The following is a 19,680-nucleotide window of genomic DNA, read 5'->3' as shown; positions in this document are numbered from 1 at the left end:
GGTTCGTCTCAGCGCTTGCCCGCCACCTTCCACGCCACCACGCTACCCACCACGATCAACCCCGCCAGCGCATACAGCGCGGCATCGGTCGAACCGGTCTGGTCCTTGATGAAACCGACGATGTAGGGGCTGAGGAAGCCAGCCATCTGGCCCACGGAGTTGATGATCGCCAGGCCCCCGGCGGCCACGCCGGCGCTGAGGAAGGCGGTGGGCAGCGGCCAGAACATCGGCAGGCCGGTGAGGGCGCCCATGGTGGCGATGCTCAGGCCGACGATGGCGATGGCCGGGGTGGCGGCGAAGTTCACGGCGATGACCAGGCCGATGGCCCCCATCAGCATCGGTACCACCAAATGCCAGCGGCGCTCGTTGCGCAGGTCGGCCGAGCGGCCCACCAGCAGCATGAAAATGCCCGCCAGCAGGTACGGAATGGCGCTCAGCCAGCCAATCACCAGGGCGTCGCTGAAGCCCAGGTTCTTGATGATCGACGGCAGCCAGAAGTTGATGGCGTAGACGCCGCTCTGGATGCAGAAGTAGATGAAGCCCAGCACCCAGATCAACGGTGTGGCGAACACTGCGCCCAGCGATTCACGCTGTTGCGCCGGCTTGCTGCGTGCGTCTTCGGCGAGGTCGGCTTCCACCACCGCGCGCTGTTGCGGCGTGAGCCAGGTGGCCTTGGCGAAGCTGTCGCTGAGCAGGAAGTAGGCCATGACGCCCAGCACCATGGTCGGGATGCCCTGGATCAGGAACATCCACTGCCAGGCAGCCAGGCCGTGCTGGCCGACGGCGAAGTGGTTGAGAATCCAGCCCGAGAACGGGCTGCCCAGCAGGCCCGACGCCGGGATGGCGGACATGAACAGCGCCATGATCCGCCCCCGGCGCGCATCGGGGAACCACTGCGAAAGGTACAGCACGATACCCGGGAAGAACCCGGCCTCGGCAGCACCGGTGAACAGCCGCAGCACGTAGAATTCCATCGGCGTGGTGACGAACAGCAGGCAGGTCGACAGGCCGCCCCAGGCCAGCATCATCAGCGCGATCCAGCGCCGCGGGCCGAAGCGGGTGAGCGCCAGGTTGCTCGGCAGGCCGCACAATACGTAGCCGATGAAAAAGATCCCGGCGCCAAGGCCGTAGATGGTTTCGCTGAACTTCAGGGCATCGAGCATCTGCAGCTTGGCGAAGCCGACGTTCACCCGGTCCAGGTAGTTGAACAGGTAGCAGATGAAGATGAAGGGGATCAGCCGCAGGGTGATGCGCCGGTACACAGCGTCCCTGACGCCTGGGGTGCCGTGGTCAAGGGCGGTGGTTGTAGACATGGGGTTTCTCTCTGTTTTTATGTTATTTGCGGCTATCGTGAGCCACCCTTGAGTGTCGGCGAGGCGCGTGGCAGTGTCTTTGTGCGTTTGCACAGCAACGCGCCGCCCAGGCTGTGCGACTCTACAGATGTGAACAGGACTATTCCCGCTATGTTCGAACTCGATCATGACCTGGCGCAAGACATTGTCGACCGCGCCATGGCCATTCTGCCGTGCAACGTCAACGTCATGGACAGCCAGGGCCTGATTCTGGGCAGTGGCGAGCCGGAGCGCATCAATACCCGCCACGAAGGCGCCCAACTGGTGTTGGCCAACGGCCGCGTGGTGGAACTGGACGCCCAGGCAGCGCAGTGCTTGAAGGGCGTGCAGCCGGGGGTGAACCTGCCGCTGCTGCTGGACGGCCGGCTGATCGGCGTGCTGGGCCTGACCGGCGACCCGGCGCAGTTGCGCACCTACGGCGAACTGGTGCGCATGACCGCCGAAATGCTGCTGGGCCAGCGCCGCCTGCAGGTGGAGCAGCATTGGCGCCGCCAGCGTTGCGACGATCTGCTGGCCTTGCTGCTGGGCGGCAGCGGTGAGTCGCCGCGGCTGCTGGACGAGGCCCGGCAGATGGGCCTCAAGCCGCAGCTGCCGCGCACCCCCTGCCTGTTCGAACTCAAGGCGGCGCAAAGCACCGAGGCGCTGGCGGCCTGGCTGCTGAGCCGCTACCCGGACAGCTGGTGCGTGAGCCCCGCGGCCGGCTCGCTGCTGTGGTGCCGCCCGGCCAGCGTCAGCCTAGATGAGGCGCGGCTGCTGGACAAGCTTGAAGCCCAGGGCTGGCCGGTGCAGCGCCTGGCGCTGGGCGAGCCGGCCGACGACCTGGCCGGCCTGCGGCGTGGCTACCGTTGGGTGCGCGACCTGCTGGCTTACGGCCGTGACATCGTGCCCCAGCGCCGCAGCCTGCCGCTGGCGCGCTACCGCCTGCCGGCGATGCTGTGGCGCCACCGCAGTGACGACAGCCTGGACGAATGGCTGGGGCCGCTGCACAAGGTCATCGCCAAGGACGCCAGCGGCCAACTGTTGGCGACCCTGCGCGCCTGGTGCGAACACGACGGCCAGAGCCAGGCCTGCGCTGACGCCCTGGGCATCCATCGCAACAGCCTGCGCTACCGCATGGAACGCATCGCCGAGCTGAGCGGCATCGACCCCAACCGCCTGGAAGGCATGCTCACCCTGTACCTGGGGGTGCAGCTGTTGCCCGGCGATTTGTCCATTTGAACAACAACGGTCGCCTGCGCTTGTGCAAAGGCCCGGCGCAGACGCGTCGGGCAACTGGCAGCATGGGCCTTACAAGAAAACCGGAGTAGCCCCCATGAAAATCGTCATCGCCCCCGACTCGTTCAAGGACAGCCTCAGCGCCGCTGGCGTCGCCGCCGCCATCGCCGAAGGCCTGGCCCAGGCCTTGCCCCAGGCCGAACTGGTGCAGTGCCCCATGGCTGATGGCGGCGAGGGCACCATGGAGGCGATTTTGGCAGCCTGCGCCGGCGAGTTGCGCAGCCTCACCGTGGAAGGCCCGCTGGGCAGCCCGGTGCAGGCCCGTTGGGGCTGGCTGGCCGACAGCGCCACGGCCATCATCGAAATGGCCGAGGCCAGCGGCCTGCAGTTGGTGCCGGTCGACCAGCGCGACGCCTGCACCAGCAGCACCTACGGCACCGGCCAGCTGATTGGCGCGGCGCTGGACGCTGGTGCCCGGCGGGTAATTCTGGCCATCGGCGGCAGCGCCACCAACGACGCCGGCACCGGCATGCTGCGCGCCCTGGGCCTGCAGCTGTTCGGCGAGGCTGAACAACCGCTGGCCAAGGGCGGCCTGGCCCTGGCGCAGTTGGCGCGGCTGTCGTTGCACGGTCTCGACCCGCGCCTGGCCCAGGTGCGCTTCGAGGTGGCGGCCGACGTCGACAACCCGTTGTGCGGGCCCCACGGTGCTTCACACATCTTCGGCCCGCAGAAGGGCGCCAGCCCCGCGCAGGTACTGCAATTGGACGCGGCGCTGGGCCACTTTGCCGACTACAGCGCCGCAGCGCTCGGGCACGACCTGCGTGAGTCCCCTGGCGCGGGTGCGGCCGGCGGCATGGGCTTTGCCGCCAAGGCGTTCCTGGGCGCCACCTTCCGCCCGGGCGTGGAAGTGGTGGCCGAATTGACCGGCCTTGAGCAGGCGGTGATTGGCGCTGACCTGGTGATCACCGGGGAAGGGCGCTTCGATGCCCAGACCCTGCGCGGCAAGACCCCCTTCGGCGTCGCCCGCGTTGCGGCGGCGCACCAGGTGCCGGTGCTGGTGATCGCCGGCACCCTGGGCGAAGGCTACGAGCAGCTGTACGCCTGCGGCGTCACCGCCGCCTTCGCCGTCACCAGCGGCCCCATGACCCTGGACCACGCCTGCCGCCACGCCGCCGCGCTGCTGCGCGACCGCGCGCGCGATATCGCGCGGGTGTGGGCGTTGGGGCGCGGTTGACGGCAGACGCCGCCTTTGGCAGCTCCTACGCGAATGCGTATACCGCATAAATCGCGTCGCCTGCATCGCGGCCAAGGCCGGCTCCTACCACGAACGGGGTAGGAGCCGACTTTAGTCGCGATGCAGGCGACGCCATTTCAAGACAGTTGCTGCTACGGGTTTCAGGTGTTGCCTATTTCGTGTTTATCACACCAGGTAGCGGTACACATTGAAACGAGAATCGCTGCCGTCCCGCTGCTGAGTGACCACGATACATTTCAGATCGTTCTGCACGGCAAGCCCCCGATCCATATAGGAATCTGGAATCAACCAATAGCCATCCTCGCCAAAAGTGCTGTCGGGCTGGCCGTTTGGCAGCAGGCGTGAAACCAGGCTTTGTGCGGTGAAGCTACCTCCGGAGAAACGAATGACGCTGGATAAGCACCAGAGGTAGTTATCGGTCGGGGTTGAGTCAATGGCGCCAGCTCCGGCGTCAAAATCACCGTCGTAAAGACGGTAGGTGGTTTCAAACTGCGTATCGTCAGTGGCGTCGGCGTTGTACCCCCTCACGAATTGGTCTCGGCGCTGCTTACCACTCAGTCGGCGCCTGCCAAACACCCTGATTTTCTCGCCCGCCGTTACGAACAGCCCAGTCAGCTCGGATGTGGCACCGTCCTCGACCAATTTGAAACCCGTGGTGTTGAAGGTAGTGTCGAGGGCACCGTAAGCCGTTAGCCTGGCCAAAGCACCGCGACTGTTCACTGTGCCGGCGACCAGGATTTTCCCATCCCCAAGTTGTTTGCAGCCATTTATCTGCATGTAGACATCAGGTGCATAGGTAACTCGGGTATAGCCGGTCTGCTGGAACTCACGATCCAGTGCGCCGTCTGCGGTAATCTGAATCAGATAGTCGCGGTCGATGTAAGGGGGCTTATAGTCCTCGTGGCGAAAGGCAACCAGAATGGCGCCGTTGACGGTCTCTTGGACGGTAATACGCGTGCCCCCCGTTTCGGCGCCCCGGGCAGTAACGTTCGGCGATGGGGCAACCTCTGGTGTCGACGTGCCTGCCGCGTCGAAACTTGGCAGCTCTGTGATCAACAACCGTCCACCGTTGAATGAAGTATCCACGCGGCCATCTGCGAAATACCTGGCTAGCGAAGGGATTCCCTCGCCAGTCTTGTCATTGAAAAATACTGTCGCAACCACAATCTTGTCATCTTCGAGCTGCTGCATCGAGTGAATTAGCTGGGCTTGAGGAGGGGCATGCTGTTCAATCACGTACCCCTTGCCGTCGCCGAATGAGATGTCCAACTCACCATTGGGCGTTAGCTTTATCAGTAACGTGGTCCCTGCGTCGGGATTGGCTGCGTTCATCGACGCGGCGATAAGAATTCCGCGGTCCTTCAATACCAGGCAAGGGCCGGCACCCGTAATTTCTATATCAGCCGGCATCAAGCTCTGCAAATCAACAATGCCGCCAGCAAACGACGGGTCAAGCGTGGCGTTGCCGCGTGTGTTTAAGGTCGAAGTGTTCATGGAGTTATGCCTCTGAGAGTAGAGCCATAACTGTCTACCTTTCGACCCAACACCGAACCTGTTAGAAGTGACAGTGACCTCGCTCGACCGTCCATAACCCCCATTCCAGAAGCCTTGCCGGTAATTTATTAGACTTTGGTGCGATGCAATGTCGCACCAATGTATGACATCGTATGAGCGTTGATACCGCTGCACCCCTTGCGTCATCTCTCGGTCAGCCCCTGCGCTGACACCGTTCCGATAAAAATATCAGGTCGTCGCGGCGCCCCCGTGGGCGTGGTCGCGGGCCATCATCATTCTGGAGAAAACGCATTATGAGCACTGCACGTGCTTCCACTACGCAGCGCCTGCTGCCGAGCCTGCTCGGCGTGGTGATGCTGCTGATGGGCCTGGCCCTGCTGGCGGGCGGCGTCAAGCTGGCCAGCCTGGGTGGGTCGTTGTATTACCTGTTGAGCGGCGTCGGCATCGCGCTCACCGGCGTGTTGCTGCTGGCCGGGCGCCGTGCGGCGCTGCCGTTGTATGCGTTGGTACTGTTCGCCAGCACCGTCTGGTCGCTGTGGGAAGTGGGCCTGGACTGGTGGCAACTGGTGCCGCGCCTGGCCCTGTGGTTCGTGCTGGGCCTGGTGCTGTTGCTGCCCTGGTTCCGTCGCCCGTTGCTGCAAGGTGTGCCGTATGCGCTGGGCAACGGCACGTTGACCGTGGCCGTGGTGCTGGCCGGCGCTGCCGCCGTGGCCAGCCAGTTCACCAACCCTGGCGAGATCAAGGGCGAACTGAACCGCGAAACCGCCGGCACCACCAGCGCCGCTCCGGCCATGCCTGACGGCGACTGGCAGGCCTATGGCCGCACCGCCTTCGGCGACCGCTATTCGCCCTTGGCGCAGATCACCCCGGCCAACGTCGACAAGCTGCAGCCGGCCTGGAGCTACCGCACCGGTGACATCCCCGGCCCGAACGACCCGGGCGAAACCACTGCGGAGAACACCCCGCTGAAGGTCAACGGCATGCTCTACGTGTGCACGCCGCACAGCAAGGTCATTGCCCTGGACCCGGACACCGGCAAGGAAATCTGGCGCTACGACCCGCAGATCAGCACCCAGAACGCCGCCAACTTCAAGGGCTGGGCGCACATGACCTGCCGTGGCGTGTCGTACCACGATGACGCCGCCTACGCCGCCAGCGAGCAAAGCCCGGCCGCCGCGCCGAACGCCTGCCCGCGCCGGCTGTTCCTGCCCACCGCCGACACCCGCCTGATCGCCCTGAACGCCGACACCGGCAAGGTCTGCGAAGGCTTTGGCGACAAAGGCCAGGTCGACCTGCGCGCCAACATCGGCAGCTTCACCGCCGGTGGTTACTACTCCACCTCGCCACCTGCGGTCACCAAGGACCTGGTGGTGATCGGCGGCCACGTTACCGACAACGTCTCCACCGACGAGCCCTCGGGCGTAGTGCGTGCCTACGACGTGCACGACGGCCACCTGGTGTGGAACTGGGACAGTGGCAACCCCGACGACACCACGCCCATCGCCCCGGGCAAGACCTACACGCGCAACTCGCCAAACATGTGGTCGCTGATCAGCGTCGATGAGAAGCTGGGCCTGATGTACCTGCCCATGGGCAACCAGATGCCTGACCAGTGGGGCGGCAACCGCAGCGCGGCCGCAGAGAAATACAGCGCCGGCGTCACCGCGCTGGACATCGCCACCGGCCACGTGCGCTGGACTTACCAGTTCACCCACCACGACCTGTGGGACATGGACGTGGGCGGCCAGCCTAGCCTGATGGACATCAAGACCGCCGACGGCCTCAAGCCTGCGGTAATCGCGTCCACCAAGCAGGGCAGCGTCTACGTGCTGGACCGCACCAACGGCCAGCCCATCGTGCCCATCGACGAACTGCCGGTACCGGGCGGCGCCGTGCCGGGTGACCACACCGCGCCTACCCAGCCCAAGTCGCAGCTCAACTTCATGCCGCCGGTGATGACCGAGCGCGACATGTGGGGCGTGACGCCGTTCGACCAGATGCTGTGCCGCATCGACTTCAAGAAACTGCGCTACGACGGCCCGTTCACGCCGCCGTCGCTGCAGGGCTCGCTGGTGTACCCGGGCAACTTCGGCGTGTTCGACTGGGGCGGTGTGTCGGTGGACCCCGAGCGCCAGATCATGTTCGTCAACCCCAACTACATGGCCTTCGTCGACAAGCTGGTACCGGCGTCGGACGTTGAAGGTGGCCCGGCCCGCAAGAGCGAGACCGAAGGCATCCAGGCCAACAAGGGCGCGCCGTATGGCGTGATCATGAACGCTTTCCTGTCACCCATGGACCTGCCGTGCCAGGCACCCGCCTGGGGTTACGTGGCGGCAGTGGACATGACCACCCACCAAGTGATCTGGAAACACAAGAACGGCACCGTGCGTGACAACTCGCCAGTGCCGCTGCCACTGACCATGGGCGTGCCCGCGCTGGGCGGCACCTTCATGACCAAGGGCGGCGTGGCGTTCCTGAGCGCCACCCTGGACCAGTACCTGCGCGCCTATGACGTGCGCAACGGCAAGCAGCTGTGGGAAGCGCGCCTGCCTGCCGGCGCCCAGACCACGCCCATGACCTACACCGGCAAGGACGGCCGCCAGTACGTGCTGGTGGTCGCCGGCGGCCATGGTTCGCTGGGCACCAAACAGGGTGACTACGTGATGGCGTACGCGCTGCCGAAGTAACCCACCATCCCGTAGCAACAACTGTCCTGTGGGAGCTGGCTTGCCAGCGAGCTGTTGAGGCCCGAAAAGCTCGCTGGCAAGCCAGCTCCCACACAGCAAAGTTGCTGCTACGGGGTTTGTGTATGGGTCATGACTTTTTCGGTCATATTCGCAGCCCGGCTCGCTGCTTACTCTGTCTCCAAGGAAAAAACACTTGGAGAACAATCATGAACAAGCTGCTGACCCTCGCCGCATTGACCCTGGGCCTCGCCGCCACGGCTGCCCACGCCGACCCCGCGCAAACCTACCGCTATGGCCAGCCACTGGACATCGCCAAGGTCATCGATGCCGGTGACATTCCCGATGTGTGTGCCGTGGTTCCCGTGACCATGACCTACGAAGACAGCCAGGGCCAACGCCACTCCTTGGTGTACCGCGTGATGGGCAAAGGCTGCTCCAACTAAGCCAGCGCTTCCGCTATCCTTGGCGCATTTCCCCTGCGCCGAGCCCTGCATGAATTTACGCCACCTGCTGTATTTCAAGACCATCGTCGAGCGTAAATCCATTGCCGCCGCCTCCGAGGCGCTGCACATCGCCCAGCCGCCGCTCAGCCAACACCTCAAGGCCCTTGAGGCCGACTACGGCCTGCAACTGTTCGAGCGCCAGGGGCGTGGGTTGCTGGTGACCGAAGCCGGGCAGCACCTGTACCGGCGGGCCTGCGAGCTGCTGAACCTGGCGGATGAAATCGATGGCGAAATGCGTGGCCTGGCCCAGGGCGTCAGCGGCAAGGTCAGCATCGGCACGGTGACCTCGGGCGCCGCCTTCCTGGCGCGGGTGGTGGGCCAGTTGCGGGTGCAACTGCCGGGGGTGCTGTTCTCGATTTACCACGCCGAACCGGCGGCGCTGGAAGACATGCTACAAACCCGCCAACTGGACTTTGCCCTCAGCCAGTGGCCAGTGACCAACCCGCTGTTGCACACCGAACCCTTGCAGGCGCTGACCCTGGCCGCCGTGGAAGCCACGCCTGGGGTGCTGCCGGACACCGACGCCTGCACCTTGGCCGACCTTGCCACGGTGCCGCTGATCGTGGTGCGCCGGCGCCAGGGCCACGGCTTCTACGAGCGCGTGCAACAGGCGTTCAGCGAAGCAAAACTGCGGCCCGAGGTGGCCTTCGAATGCTCCGATATTTCCGCAGCCCTGGCCTTGGCCAAGGCCGGGGCAGGGGTGGCGCTGCTGCCGGTGTGGCCGGGCGACCAGGCGCTGGAAGGGCTGCGCCAGCGCCGCGTCAGTGGTCTTGCCAGCGAAGAACGCCTGGTGCTGGCCTGGCTGGCCGAACGCGACCGCCTGCCGGTGGTGGCGCAGGCGGTCAAGGCCTTCCAGCAGTTGCCTCAATAACCGGTGCTGGCCGACAGGCTTTCCCACTCGTCAATTTCTGCCTGCAACGCCTTGAGCTTGGCGCGCACCAGTTGCAGCGCGTCCGCGCCCAGCAGCAGGTGGCGGGGCGGCTTGTCGGCGTTCACCAGGGCCAGCAGCGCCTGCGCGGCCTTGTCCGGGTCGCCCGGCTGGTGGCCGCTGCGCGCCTCGCGGGTCTGGCGAATAGGGTCGAACAGGGTGTCGTAGTCTTTGATGCTGCGGTGCGTGCGCACCATTGAACGGCCTGCCCAGTCGGTGCGGAACGAGCCCGGCGCCACGGCCGTCACCTTCACGCCCAGCGGCTCAACCTCCTGCGCCAGCGATTCGGAAATGCCTTCCAGGGCGAACTTGCTGCCGTGGTAATAGGAGATGCCCGGCAGGGTCATCATGCCGCCCATGGAGGTGACGTTGATGATGTGCCCGCTGCGCCGCTCGCGCATGCCCGGCAACACCGCCTTGATCATCGCCACCGCACCGTACACGTTGACGTCGAACTGGCGTTGCAGCTCGCTCAGCGGCGACTCCTCCAGCGTGCCTTCGTGGCCGTAGCCGGCGTTGTTGACCAGCACGTCGATGGCGCCGTGGCGGGCCAGCAGGCCGCTGACAGTAGGCTCGATGGCGGCGAAGTCGCTCACGTCCAGCACTACACCGTGGGCGTTGTGGGCATGCAGGCGCTCGAAATCGGCTACCGCGTCGGCACGGCGCAAGGTGCCGATCACGGTATGCCCGGCCGCCAGCGCAGCCTGGGCGAACGCACGGCCGAAGCCGGAACTGACGCCGGTAATCAGAAAGGTTTTATGGCTCATGGCAAGGCTCCTTCAGGGGGTTGTCACAGCCTAGCCCCGCGCGGGCGGCCTGCGTAGCGCCAAAACTCCTGCGCTTTTGCCTGATCCTGCGGTGTAGCCGCTGCCGCCAGGCTGCGCTGGACTGAAGATCTTCAGGGTTCACACCGGCCAGCGCAGCCTGGCGGCAGCGGCTACAGTTAGCTAAGTGCTTGCAAGAGTGATGGCTTCTTGCTATCTGTCGGTGAGGGATCTCCATCGAGGTACGTGTGAACCGGTTTGAAAGCTTGACCCAGTTAGTCGACAACAACGACAACGTCTACACCCGGCAACGGCTGCGGGGGTTTCCCTGGTTGCGGTTCGAGCCGGCGCTTGAACAGGAATACCGCGAACTCAACTACCAGGGTTTCCAGCGCACCCGCAATGGCTCGGCGCTGTTGCTGATGGTGGCGCTGCTGGGCTTCCTGGCCCTGGACGTGTGGTACGGCTACAAGGCGCATTTCCCTCCCGCGTCATTCTTCGCCATTGGCGCGCGGCTGTTCACGGTGCTGTTCGCCTGCGTGGGCTACCGCAAGGTGCGCCAGCAGTCACAGGTGGCGGCGGGGCAGCGCTGGGTGGTGGCGGTGCTGGGCGTCACCTGTGTCAGTTCCATCACCATGATGCTGCTCTACGCCCGCTACCACAGCGAATTCCAGCTGCCGTTGCTGCTGGATGCAGTGATTCTGCTGTTCATCACCGTGCTGTTTCCGGTAGGGCTCAGCGTGCATGTGGCCATTGCCATGGCGCTGCTGATTGCCCTGGCCAGCTGGAGCCTGACGCCCTGGGTGGCGGGTGAGTTGCTGGACCAGCAGTTCGCCGCGTTCATGCCGTTCCAGGTGTCGTCGCTGGTGGCGCTATTGGCGTTGCGCTACTACCACGAACGCTCGTTTCGCACGCTGTTCCTGCTGCGCGGCTCGCTGCACGCCATGGCCAGCACCGATGCCCTGACCGGCCTCTACAACCGCCGCGCCTTCGAGATGCTCGGCCGCCGCGCCCTGGCCCAGGCTACCCGCGAGGCGCACCTGTGCGCGCTGATGCTGGTGGATGTCGACCACTTCAAACGCTACAACGACCTGCACGGCCACCCGGCCGGCGACCGCGCGCTGCAGGCAATCGCCACCCGCCTGGGGCGCTTCCCGCGCCGGCCGCTGGACCTGGCCGCACGCCTGGGCGGCGAGGAGTTCGTGCTGCTGTTCGCCGACGTCGATCGCGACTTCGCCGGGCGCATCGGCGACGAGGTCCGCACCGCGGTCCAGGACCTGAGCATTGCCGTCGACCCCGACGGCACGCCGCTGACCGTCAGCGTCGGCGTGGCCCTGGGTATCCCCGGCTGCGACCCGGACGAGCTGTACCAGCGCGCGGACCAGGCGATGTACCGGGCGAAGCGGGAAGGGCGGAACAGGGTGTGCGTGGGGGGTTAGGAATGAGGGCTACGGTGTTGTGCCATACCACCAAGGCTGGCAACCCCAATCCATCAGGCCATGGCACAAAGGCTGGCAACGCGAATCCATAAGGCCATGGCACAAAGGCTGTCAACGCCTCTCCATCAGGCCATGGCACGGTGCAACAAATGTAGCACCGGCCGTGAGGCCGGGTCGCGCCGTGCGGACGGCGCTCGATCTCAAGAGCGCCACACCTCTCCCGACATGCACTTGCACGCCGTGACGCAATCTCCCGACGAACTCATCGAATCCAACTCGCAACCTGCAACCTGCAACCTGCAACCCGTAACCCGTAACCCGTAACCCGTAACCCGTAACCCGTAACCCGCAACCCGCAACCCGCGTAGCCGCTGCCGCTAGGCTGCGCTGGCCCGAACGTTCACTGAAGATCTTCAGTGTGGCTTGCAGGTGCATGTCTGGAGCCTTGCAGCGTTTCCGAAATCGAGCGCCGCCCGCGCGGCGCGACCCGGCCTGACGGCCGGTGCTACATCTGTTGCACCGTGCCATGGCCTGATGGATAGGCGTTGCCAGCCTTTGTGGTTGGCCTGATGGATAGGCGTTGCCAGCCTTTGTGGTTGGCCTGATGGATAGGCGTTGCCAGCCTTTGTGCGTTGGCCTGATGGATAGGCGTCGTCCCCCCCCCACCATTCGCCGGCCCACGCTTGCAGCCATCCTGCGCATAGAGTACAAATGTACTCCATGACTACTCTATCTCCCAAACGCAGCGCCATCCTCACCTTTATCCGCGATCGCATTGCCGATCACGGCCAGCCGCCGAGCCTGGCGGAAATCAGCGAGGCCTTCGGGTTTGCTTCGCGCAGCGTGGCGCGCAAGCATATCGTCGCCTTGACCGAGGCCGGTTTCATCGAAGTCACGCCCAACCAGGCGCGGGGCATTCGCCTGGCGCGCAGCCAGCGCCGGCCCGAGCTGCTGGAAATACCGGTGCTGGGCCGGGTGGCGGCGGGGCGGCCCATCGACCCCGACGTGGGCGTGCACGACCACATGGTGTTCGACGCGCGCATGTTCGCCCGCACGCCGGACTTCCTGCTGCAGGTGGCCGGTGACTCGATGATCGGCGACGGCATCCTCGACGGCGACCTGGTGGGCGTGAAGCGCCAGCACGACGCGCGCAACGGCCAGATCGTGGTGGCGCGCCTGGACGGCGAGGTCACCATCAAGCGCCTGGAGCTCAAGAGCGACAGCGTGCGCCTGATGCCGCGCAACCCCGACTACGAGCCCATCGTGGTGGACGCCGAGCAGGAGCTGGTGATCGAAGGCATCTTCTGCGGCCTGGTACGCCGCTGATGGGCGCGGTGGTCAGCCTTGAAGGCCTGCTCGACGAGCGACGGGTGTGGAAGGGCCGTGCCCAGGCCCAGCCCGTGGCCGCCCAGCCTACTGGCCATGGTTGGCTCGACCGTGCGTTGCCCACTGGCGGCTGGCCGCCGTCGGCGCTCAGCGAAATCCTCATTCCCTGCGCCGGCAGTGGCGAGCTGCGCCTGCTGTGGCCCACCCTGGCACGCCTGACCCAGGCCGGCGAGCGCGTGGTGCTGGTGGCGCCGCCGTTCATTCCGTACCCGGCAGCGTGGGAAGCGGCAGGCGTCGACCTGCGCCAGCTGGCGCTGGTCGACGCCCAGGGCACCGAAGCCCTGTGGGCTGCCGAACAGTGCCTGCGCTCGGGCAGTTGCGCGGCGGTGCTGTGCTGGCCGCAGAGCGCCGATGACCGTGCCCTGCGGCGCCTGCAGGTGGCCGCCGAAACCGGCCAGACCCTGGCGTTCGCCTGCCGCCCGCAACAGGCCGCGCACAACCCGTCGCCGGCGGCCCTGCGCCTGGCCATCGACCTGCGCCCAGCCCAGGTGCGCGTGCTCAAGTGCCGCGGCGGGCTGGCCCCGGCCGCGCCGCTGGCCTTCAGCGAGAGCGCCTGAGGTTGCCATGCTCTGGGCCTGCATTCTTTTCCCGCAACTGGCGCTGGACAGCGCCCGCCGTCGCCGCGAAGACCCCGACGCGCCGCTGGCGCTGATCAGCGGCCCCACCCAGCGCCGCGTGCTGCAGGCCGTCAACCCGGCTGCCCGGGCCCTGGGCCTGCGCCCCGGGCAAACCCTGACCGCCGCCCATGCCCTGACGCGCGACTTCGCCACCCAGGAGCACGACCCGGCCGACATCGAGCAATGCCAGCAATTCCTGGCGGCCTGGGCCTACCGCTTCAGCTCCCAGGTCAGCCTGCATTACCCCCGCGCGCTGCTGCTGGAGGTGCAATCGAGCCTGGGCCTGTTCGGCCCCTGGCCGCAGTTCGAAGCGCGGCTGCGCGCCGAACTGCAAGGCCTGGGCTTCAGCCACCGCATCACCCTGGCGCCCAACCCGGCGGCCGCACGCATGCTCGCCAACGCCCATGACGGCCTGGCGGTGCTGGCGCCTGCGCAGCTGCCGGCGGCCCTGGCGCCGCTGTCCATCGAGCGCGTGGGCCTGCCACGGGAAACCGCCACCGCGTTTGCGCGCATGGGCCTGCGCCAGCTGGGCCAGGTGCAGGCGCTGCCGCGCGACACCGTGGCCCGGCGCTTTGCCGCCAGCGACCTGCAGCACCTGGACACCCTCGGCGGCCTGCGCCCCCTGGCCCTGTCGTTCTACCTGCCGCCGGACTTCTTCGAGCAGCGCATCGAGCTGAACTTCGACGTCGAGTCGCACCAGGCCCTGCTGTTCCCCCTGCGCCGGCTGATCAACGACCTGGCCGCCTACCTGGGCGGGCGCGACAGCGGCGTGCAGCGTTTCACCCTGCACCTGGAACATGCCGAAGGCGAGGACACCTTGGTGCCGGTGGGCCTGCTGGGCGCCGAGCGCGACGCCGGCATGCTTTTCGAGTTGGCCCGCGGGCGCCTGGAACCGGTGCAGGTCAAGCGCCCGGTGCGCAACGTGCGCCTGGTGGCACGCGACCTGCCGCGCTTCGTGCCCACCCACCAGACATTGTTCGACCAGCGCCCGCAGCAGTCCCAGCCCTGGGAGCAGCTGCGCGAACGCCTGCGTGCGCGCCTGGGCGACGACGCCATCAGCGGCATCGCCGCTCGCGCCGACCACCGCCCCGAGCGCGCCTGGCTGGCGGCCAGCGTGCCCAAGGCGCTGCTGGCGCCTGGCTCGGCGCCGCGCCCCGGCTGGCTGCTGGCCGAGCCCCAGGCCTGGACCGACTGCGACCTGCGCGTGCTGGCCGGCCCCGAGCGCATCGAGTCGGGCTGGTGGGACGGCGGTGACATCCGCCGCGACTATTACCTGGTGGAAACCACCAGCGGCCAGCGCGCCTGGGCCTATGAAACAGTCGGCGAGCAGGGGCGGCTGTGGCTGCAGGGCTGGTTCGCATGAACGGCTACGCCGAGCTGCACTGCCTGTCCAACTTCAGCTTCCAGCGTGGCGCCTCCAGCGCCCAGGAACTGTTCGAGCGCGCCAGGCGCCATGGCTACCAGGCCCTGGCGATCACCGACGAATGCACCCTGGCCGGCATCGTCCGCGCCTGGCAGGCCGCCAAGGCCTGCGAGTTGCCGCTGATCGTCGGCAGCGAGATGCGCATCCATGACGGCCCCAAGGTGGTGCTGCTGGTAGAGAACCTGGCCGGCTACCAGAGCCTCTGCCAGCTGATTACCCTGGCCCGGCGCCGGGCCGCCAAGGGCCAGTACCAGGTGCTGCGCGAGGACTTCGCCCAGGTGCCGCTGCACGGCCTGGTGGCCCTGTGGGTGCCCGACAACACCCACGACCTGGCCCCCGGCCACTGGCTGCGCGGGGTGTTCGGCAGCCAGCAGCTGTGGCTGGCGGTGCAACTGCACCGGGGCGCCGACGACCACGCGCGCCTGGCGCAGCTGCAGGCCCTGGCCGCGCAACTGGGCCTGCGCGCCGTGGCCAGCGGCGACGTGCACATGCACGCCCGTGGGCGCCGGGCGCTGCAGGACACCATGACCGCCATCCGCCACCACACCACCGTGGCCGACGCCGGGCACCACCTGTTCGCCAACGGCGAGCGGCACCTTCGGCCCCTGCCAATGCTGGCCGAACTCTACCCCCAGGCGCTTCTGGACGAGACGGTCTATATTGCCCGGCGCTGCACCTTCAGCCTCGACCAGCTGCAATACCAGTACCCCCGCGAGCTGGTGCCCGAGGGCCACACGGCCAGCCAGTGGCTGCGCACGCTCACCGAGCAGGGCATGCACTGGCGCTGGCCCCAGGGCGCCACGCCAGCGGCGCAGGCGCAGATCGACAAGGAACTGGCGCTGATCAGCGAGCTGGGCTACGAAAGCTATTTCCTCACCGTGCACGACATCGTCCGCTTCGCCCGTGGCCAGGGTATTTTGTGCCAGGGCCGCGGTTCGGCAGCCAACTCCGCCGTGTGTTTCGCCCTGGGCATCACCGAGCTGGACCCGGGGCGCATGAACATGCTGTTCGAACGCTTCATTTCCAAGGAGCGCAACGAGCCGCCCGACATCGACGTCGACTTCGAGCACGACCGCCGCGAAGAAGTGCTGCAATACGTGTTCAACCGTTACGGCCGCCGCCGCGCCGCGCTCACCGCCGTGGCCAGCAGCTACCGTGGCGCCGGCGCCATACGCGACGTGGCCAAGGCCCTGGGCCTGCCCCCGGACCAGGTCAACAGCCTGGCCGACTGCGTGGGCCGCTACAGCGACCGCGTGCCGCCGGTGGGGCGCCTGGGCGAGGCCGGTTTCGACGTCGACAGCCCGGTGCTGCGCCGGGTGCTGACGCTCACCGCCGAACTGATGGGCTTCCCCCGGCACCTGTCCCAGCACCCCGGCGGCTTCGTCATCAGCGAGCACCCGCTGGACACCCTGGTGCCGGTGGAAAACGCGGCCATGGCCGAGCGCACCATCATCCAGTGGGACAAGGACGACCTCGACGCGGTGGGCCTGCTGAAGGTCGACGTGCTGGCCCTGGGCATGCTCAGCGCCTTGCGCCGCAGCTTCGACCTGCTGCGCCGCTACAAGGGCCGCGAGCTGACCCTGGCGAGCATTCCGGCGGAGTGCGTGCGCACCTATGAAATGATCAGCCGCGCCGACACCGTGGGCGTGTTCCAGATCGAATCGCGTGCGCAAATGGCCATGCTGCCGCGGCTGCGGCCGACGAAGTTCTACGACCTGGTCATCCAGGTGGCCATCGTGCGCCCGGGGCCCATCCAGGGCGACATGGTTCACCCCTACCTGCGCCGGCGCAACAAGGAGGAGCCGGTGGTGTACCCCTCCGAGGCGCTGAAGAAGGTGTTCGAACGCACACTGGGCGTGCCGCTGTTCCAGGAACAGGTGATGGAACTGGCCATCGTCGCCGCCGACTACAGCCCCGGCGAGGCCGACCAGCTGCGCCGTTCCATGGCCGCCTGGAAGCGCCACGGCGGCCTGGAGCCGCACCAGCTGCGCCTCACCGAAGGCATGCTGCGCAACGGCTACAGCCTGGAGTTCGCGCAGAAGATCTTCGAGCAGATCAAGGGCTTTGGCAGCTACGGTTTCCCCGAGTCCCACGCGGCCAGCTTCGCGCTGCTGACCTACGCCAGCTGCTGGCTCAAGTGCCATGAACCGGCGGCCTTCACCTGCGCGCTGATCAACAGCTGGCCCATGGGCTTCTACAGCCCCGACCAGCTGCTGCAGGACGCCCGCCGGCACCAACTGCAGACCCGCGCGGTGGACGTGCGCCACAGCGACTGGGACTGCACCCTGGAGCCGTGCGGGGCAGGGCAGCCGGCCATTCGCCTGGGCCTGCGGATGATTCGCGGCTTTCGCCAGGAAGACGCCCTGCGCATTGAACAGGTGCGCGCCCGGCAGCCCTTCGCCGACGTCAGCGACCTATGCCTGCGCGCCGGCCTCGACAACCGCGCCCGCGCGCTGCTGGCCGACGCCGACGCCTTGCAGGGGCTGGCGGGTGACCGCTTCCGCGCGCGCTGGGAAGTGGCCAGCGTCGAGGCGCAACTGCCGCTGTTCGCCGACTTGCCCAGCCGCCGCGACACGCCGGTGGCGTTGCCGGTGCCCAGCGTTGGCGAAAACCTGGTGGCCGACTACGCCACCGTCGGCACCACTCTGGGCCCGCACCCCCTGACCCTGCTGCGCCCCGGCTTGCAGCGCCTGCGTTGCCGCAGCTCGCGGGAGCTGGCCGGCATCGACCACGGCCGGCACATCAGCGTCGCCGGCCTGGTCACCGGTCGCCAGCGTCCGCAGACCGCCAGTGGGGTGATCTTCGTCACCCTGGAAGACGAGTTCGGCATGATCAACGTGGTGGTCTGGAACGACCTGGCCGAGCGCCAGCGCAAGCCGCTGGTGAGCGCGCGGCTGCTGCAGGTGCATGGGCGGCTGGAGTCCGAAAGCGGCGTGCGCCACCTGATCGCCGGCAAACTCACCGACCTCACCCCAATGCTGGCGGGACTGGACATTCGCAGCCGCGATTTTCGCTGAGCCGGGTGTGCCTTACAGCGGCGCGGGCTGGGCAGCGCCGGCCAGCGTGCGGCGGGCCGCCAGGCTCAGCACGTAGAACAACCCGCCGCCCAGCGCGCAGCCGGTGAACCAGGCGAAGTTGGCCATCGGCTGCAGCCACGGCACGAAGGTAATGCACAGGCCCGCGCCTGCCGCCAGCGCCAGGGCTTTCACCGCTACCCAATTGACGCCGTTGCTGTACCAGTAGCGGCCACTGGGGCCGTCGTTGAACAGCGCGTCGACGTCGATCTGCTGGCGCTTGATCAGGTAGTAGTCCACCAGCAGGATGCCGAACAGCGGGCCGATGCAGGCGGCCAGCACGTCCAGGGTGTAGTGGATGACCTGGGGGTTGTTGAACAGGTTCCAGGGGGTGATGAACACCGACAGCACCGCGGCGATCATGCCGCCCATGCGCCAGCTGATGCGGCTGGGCGAGACGTTGGCGAAGTCGAAGGCCGGCGAGACGAAGTTGGCGACGATGTTGATGCCCACCGTGGCGGTGACGAAGGTAAAGGCACCCAGCAGCACGGCGGTGGTGTTGTCGATGCGCGCCACGGTGGCGATGGGGTCATGGATCATTTCGCCGAAGATGGGCAGGGTGCCCGAGACAATCACCACGGTCACCAGCGAGAAGGCCAGGAAGTTGATCGGCAGGCCCCAGAAGTTGCCGCGTCGCACGTCGGCCATGCTGCGGCAGTAGCGGCTGAAATCACCGAAATTCAATGTCGGGCCGGAGAAATACGAGACCACCAGGGCCGTGGCCATGATCACCTGGCCCACCGCTTCCCAGCCGGCCAGGTGTTTTTCGGCGAGGGTGAAGCTGATGTTGCTCCAGCCCGCGCGCCAGACGATCCAGCCCGCCAGGGCAAACATTACCGCGTAGACGGCGGGGCCGGCCCAGTCGATGAAGCGGCGGATGGATTCCATGCCGGTCCAGAACACGAAAGCCTGCACCACCCACAGGGTCAGGAAGCCGAACCAGCCCAGGTACGACAGGCCGGCGAAGGTCACTTGCTGGTAGGCGGCAAGCTCGGGGAAAAACCGCAGCACCACGATGACCAGCGCGCTGGACGCCAGGTACGTCTGCACCCCGTACCAGGCCACGGCGATCAGCCCGCGGATCACGGCGGGAATGTTGGCGCCGAACACCCCGAAGGCCAGGCGGCAAATGACCGGGTAAGGCACTGCAGCTTGCTGGCTGGGCCGCGCCACCAGGTTGGCGATCACCTGCACAATGCAAATGCCCGCCAGCAGCGCGATCAACACCTGCCAGCTGGCCAGCCCGAGGGCGAACAGGCTGGCGGCGAACACATAGCCGCCGACGCTGTGCACGTCACTCATCCAGAACGCGAAGATGTTGTACCAGCTCCAGGTTTGCTGCGTGGGGCCCAGGTCATGGTTGTAGAGCTTTGGGCTGTAATGAGCGGGGCGTGTGTCAGACATGGCTTGTCTCCCTCGTTTTGATTTTTTGTATACGAGGTTGTAGGCAGAATGTGTGCCAAAGCTGCTGATGGCTCTAGTTTGCGGGCTGCAGGGTTCCAGCCCCCCCTAAAATGCCACC

General features: G+C 66.7%; 14 protein-coding genes. 10 read left to right on the top strand and 4 right to left on the bottom strand.

Annotation, left to right across the window (positions count from 1 at the left end; translation table 11 throughout):
- Positions 1-8 precede the first annotated feature (8 nt).
- On the bottom strand, positions 9-1,313 hold the full coding sequence (locus tag AC0SZ7_RS12470) for an MFS transporter (RefSeq protein WP_475504690.1): 1,305 nt from the start codon (positions 1,311-1,313) through the stop codon (positions 9-11).
- 150 nt (positions 1,314-1,463) lie between these two features.
- Between AC0SZ7_RS12470 and AC0SZ7_RS12465 the strand changes: the two genes are divergently transcribed.
- Entirely contained in the window at positions 1,464-2,570 is a 1,107-nt protein-coding gene (locus AC0SZ7_RS12465; protein WP_475504689.1) for a sugar diacid recognition domain-containing protein, read from the top strand.
- Between the two features lie 94 nt (positions 2,571-2,664).
- A complete protein-coding gene (locus tag AC0SZ7_RS12460) occupies positions 2,665-3,801 on the top strand; it encodes a glycerate kinase (RefSeq protein WP_475504688.1) in 1,137 nt (378 codons plus the stop codon).
- Between the two features lie 186 nt (positions 3,802-3,987).
- On the opposite strand, the gene AC0SZ7_RS12455 is transcribed toward AC0SZ7_RS12460, so the two are convergent.
- Positions 3,988-5,316 (bottom strand): delta-60 repeat domain-containing protein, encoded by a 1,329-nt coding sequence (locus AC0SZ7_RS12455; protein ID WP_475504687.1) that lies wholly within the window; start codon positions 5,314-5,316, stop codon positions 3,988-3,990.
- A 314-nt stretch (positions 5,317-5,630) separates the two neighbouring features.
- On the opposite strand from AC0SZ7_RS12455, the gene AC0SZ7_RS12450 reads away from it, so the two are divergent.
- From AC0SZ7_RS12450 to AC0SZ7_RS12440, 3 genes are all read left to right on the top strand, one after another.
- A complete protein-coding gene (locus AC0SZ7_RS12450; protein ID WP_475504686.1) occupies positions 5,631-8,024 on the top strand; it encodes a glucose/quinate/shikimate family membrane-bound PQQ-dependent dehydrogenase in 2,394 nt (797 codons plus the stop codon).
- A 206-nt stretch (positions 8,025-8,230) separates the two neighbouring features.
- Entirely contained in the window at positions 8,231-8,467 is a 237-nt protein-coding gene (locus AC0SZ7_RS12445) for a DUF2790 domain-containing protein (protein ID WP_475504685.1), read from the top strand.
- A gap of 49 nt (positions 8,468-8,516) precedes the next feature.
- The gene (locus AC0SZ7_RS12440; protein ID WP_475504684.1) at positions 8,517-9,398 is read left to right on the top strand and encodes a LysR family transcriptional regulator; all 882 of its coding nucleotides are present in this window, start codon (positions 8,517-8,519) and stop codon (positions 9,396-9,398) included.
- On the opposite strand, the gene AC0SZ7_RS12435 is transcribed toward AC0SZ7_RS12440, so the two are convergent.
- On the bottom strand, positions 9,392-10,222 hold the full coding sequence (locus AC0SZ7_RS12435) for an oxidoreductase (RefSeq protein ID WP_475504683.1): 831 nt from the start codon (positions 10,220-10,222) through the stop codon (positions 9,392-9,394). The genes AC0SZ7_RS12440 and AC0SZ7_RS12435 overlap by 7 nt on opposite strands.
- Before the next feature lie 263 nt (positions 10,223-10,485).
- Between AC0SZ7_RS12435 and AC0SZ7_RS12430 the strand changes: the two genes are divergently transcribed.
- From AC0SZ7_RS12430 to AC0SZ7_RS12410, 5 genes are all read left to right on the top strand, one after another.
- Positions 10,486-11,658, top strand: a complete 1,173-nt coding sequence (locus AC0SZ7_RS12430) for a GGDEF domain-containing protein (protein WP_475504682.1) — start codon at positions 10,486-10,488, stop codon at positions 11,656-11,658.
- Positions 11,659-12,369: 711 nt separating this feature from the next.
- Positions 12,370-12,984, top strand: a complete 615-nt coding sequence (gene lexA, locus AC0SZ7_RS12425) for a transcriptional repressor LexA (protein WP_475504681.1) — start codon at positions 12,370-12,372, stop codon at positions 12,982-12,984.
- Positions 12,984-13,601: a translesion DNA synthesis-associated protein ImuA gene (gene imuA, locus AC0SZ7_RS12420; RefSeq protein ID WP_473002353.1), complete on the top strand. Its 618-nt coding sequence runs from the start codon at positions 12,984-12,986 to the stop codon at positions 13,599-13,601. The genes lexA and imuA overlap by 1 nt, the downstream gene beginning before the upstream one ends.
- Before the next feature lie 7 nt (positions 13,602-13,608).
- Positions 13,609-15,024 (top strand): Y-family DNA polymerase, encoded by a 1,416-nt coding sequence (locus AC0SZ7_RS12415; RefSeq protein ID WP_475504680.1) that lies wholly within the window; start codon positions 13,609-13,611, stop codon positions 15,022-15,024.
- Entirely contained in the window at positions 15,000-18,101 is a 3,102-nt protein-coding gene (locus tag AC0SZ7_RS12410; RefSeq protein ID WP_475504679.1) for an error-prone DNA polymerase, read from the top strand. The genes AC0SZ7_RS12415 and AC0SZ7_RS12410 overlap by 25 nt, the downstream gene beginning before the upstream one ends.
- 12 nt (positions 18,102-18,113) lie before the next feature.
- On the opposite strand, the gene AC0SZ7_RS12405 is transcribed toward AC0SZ7_RS12410, so the two are convergent.
- A complete protein-coding gene (locus tag AC0SZ7_RS12405; RefSeq protein WP_475504678.1) occupies positions 18,114-19,562 on the bottom strand; it encodes an NCS1 family nucleobase:cation symporter-1 in 1,449 nt (482 codons plus the stop codon).
- Between the last annotated feature and the right edge of the window lie 118 nt (positions 19,563-19,680).

It is taken from the genome of Pseudomonas sp. JC1203, assembly GCF_056175065.1.
The sequence above is the reverse complement of the archived record's forward strand: the minus strand, read 5'-3'. Positions and strand labels throughout refer to the sequence as shown.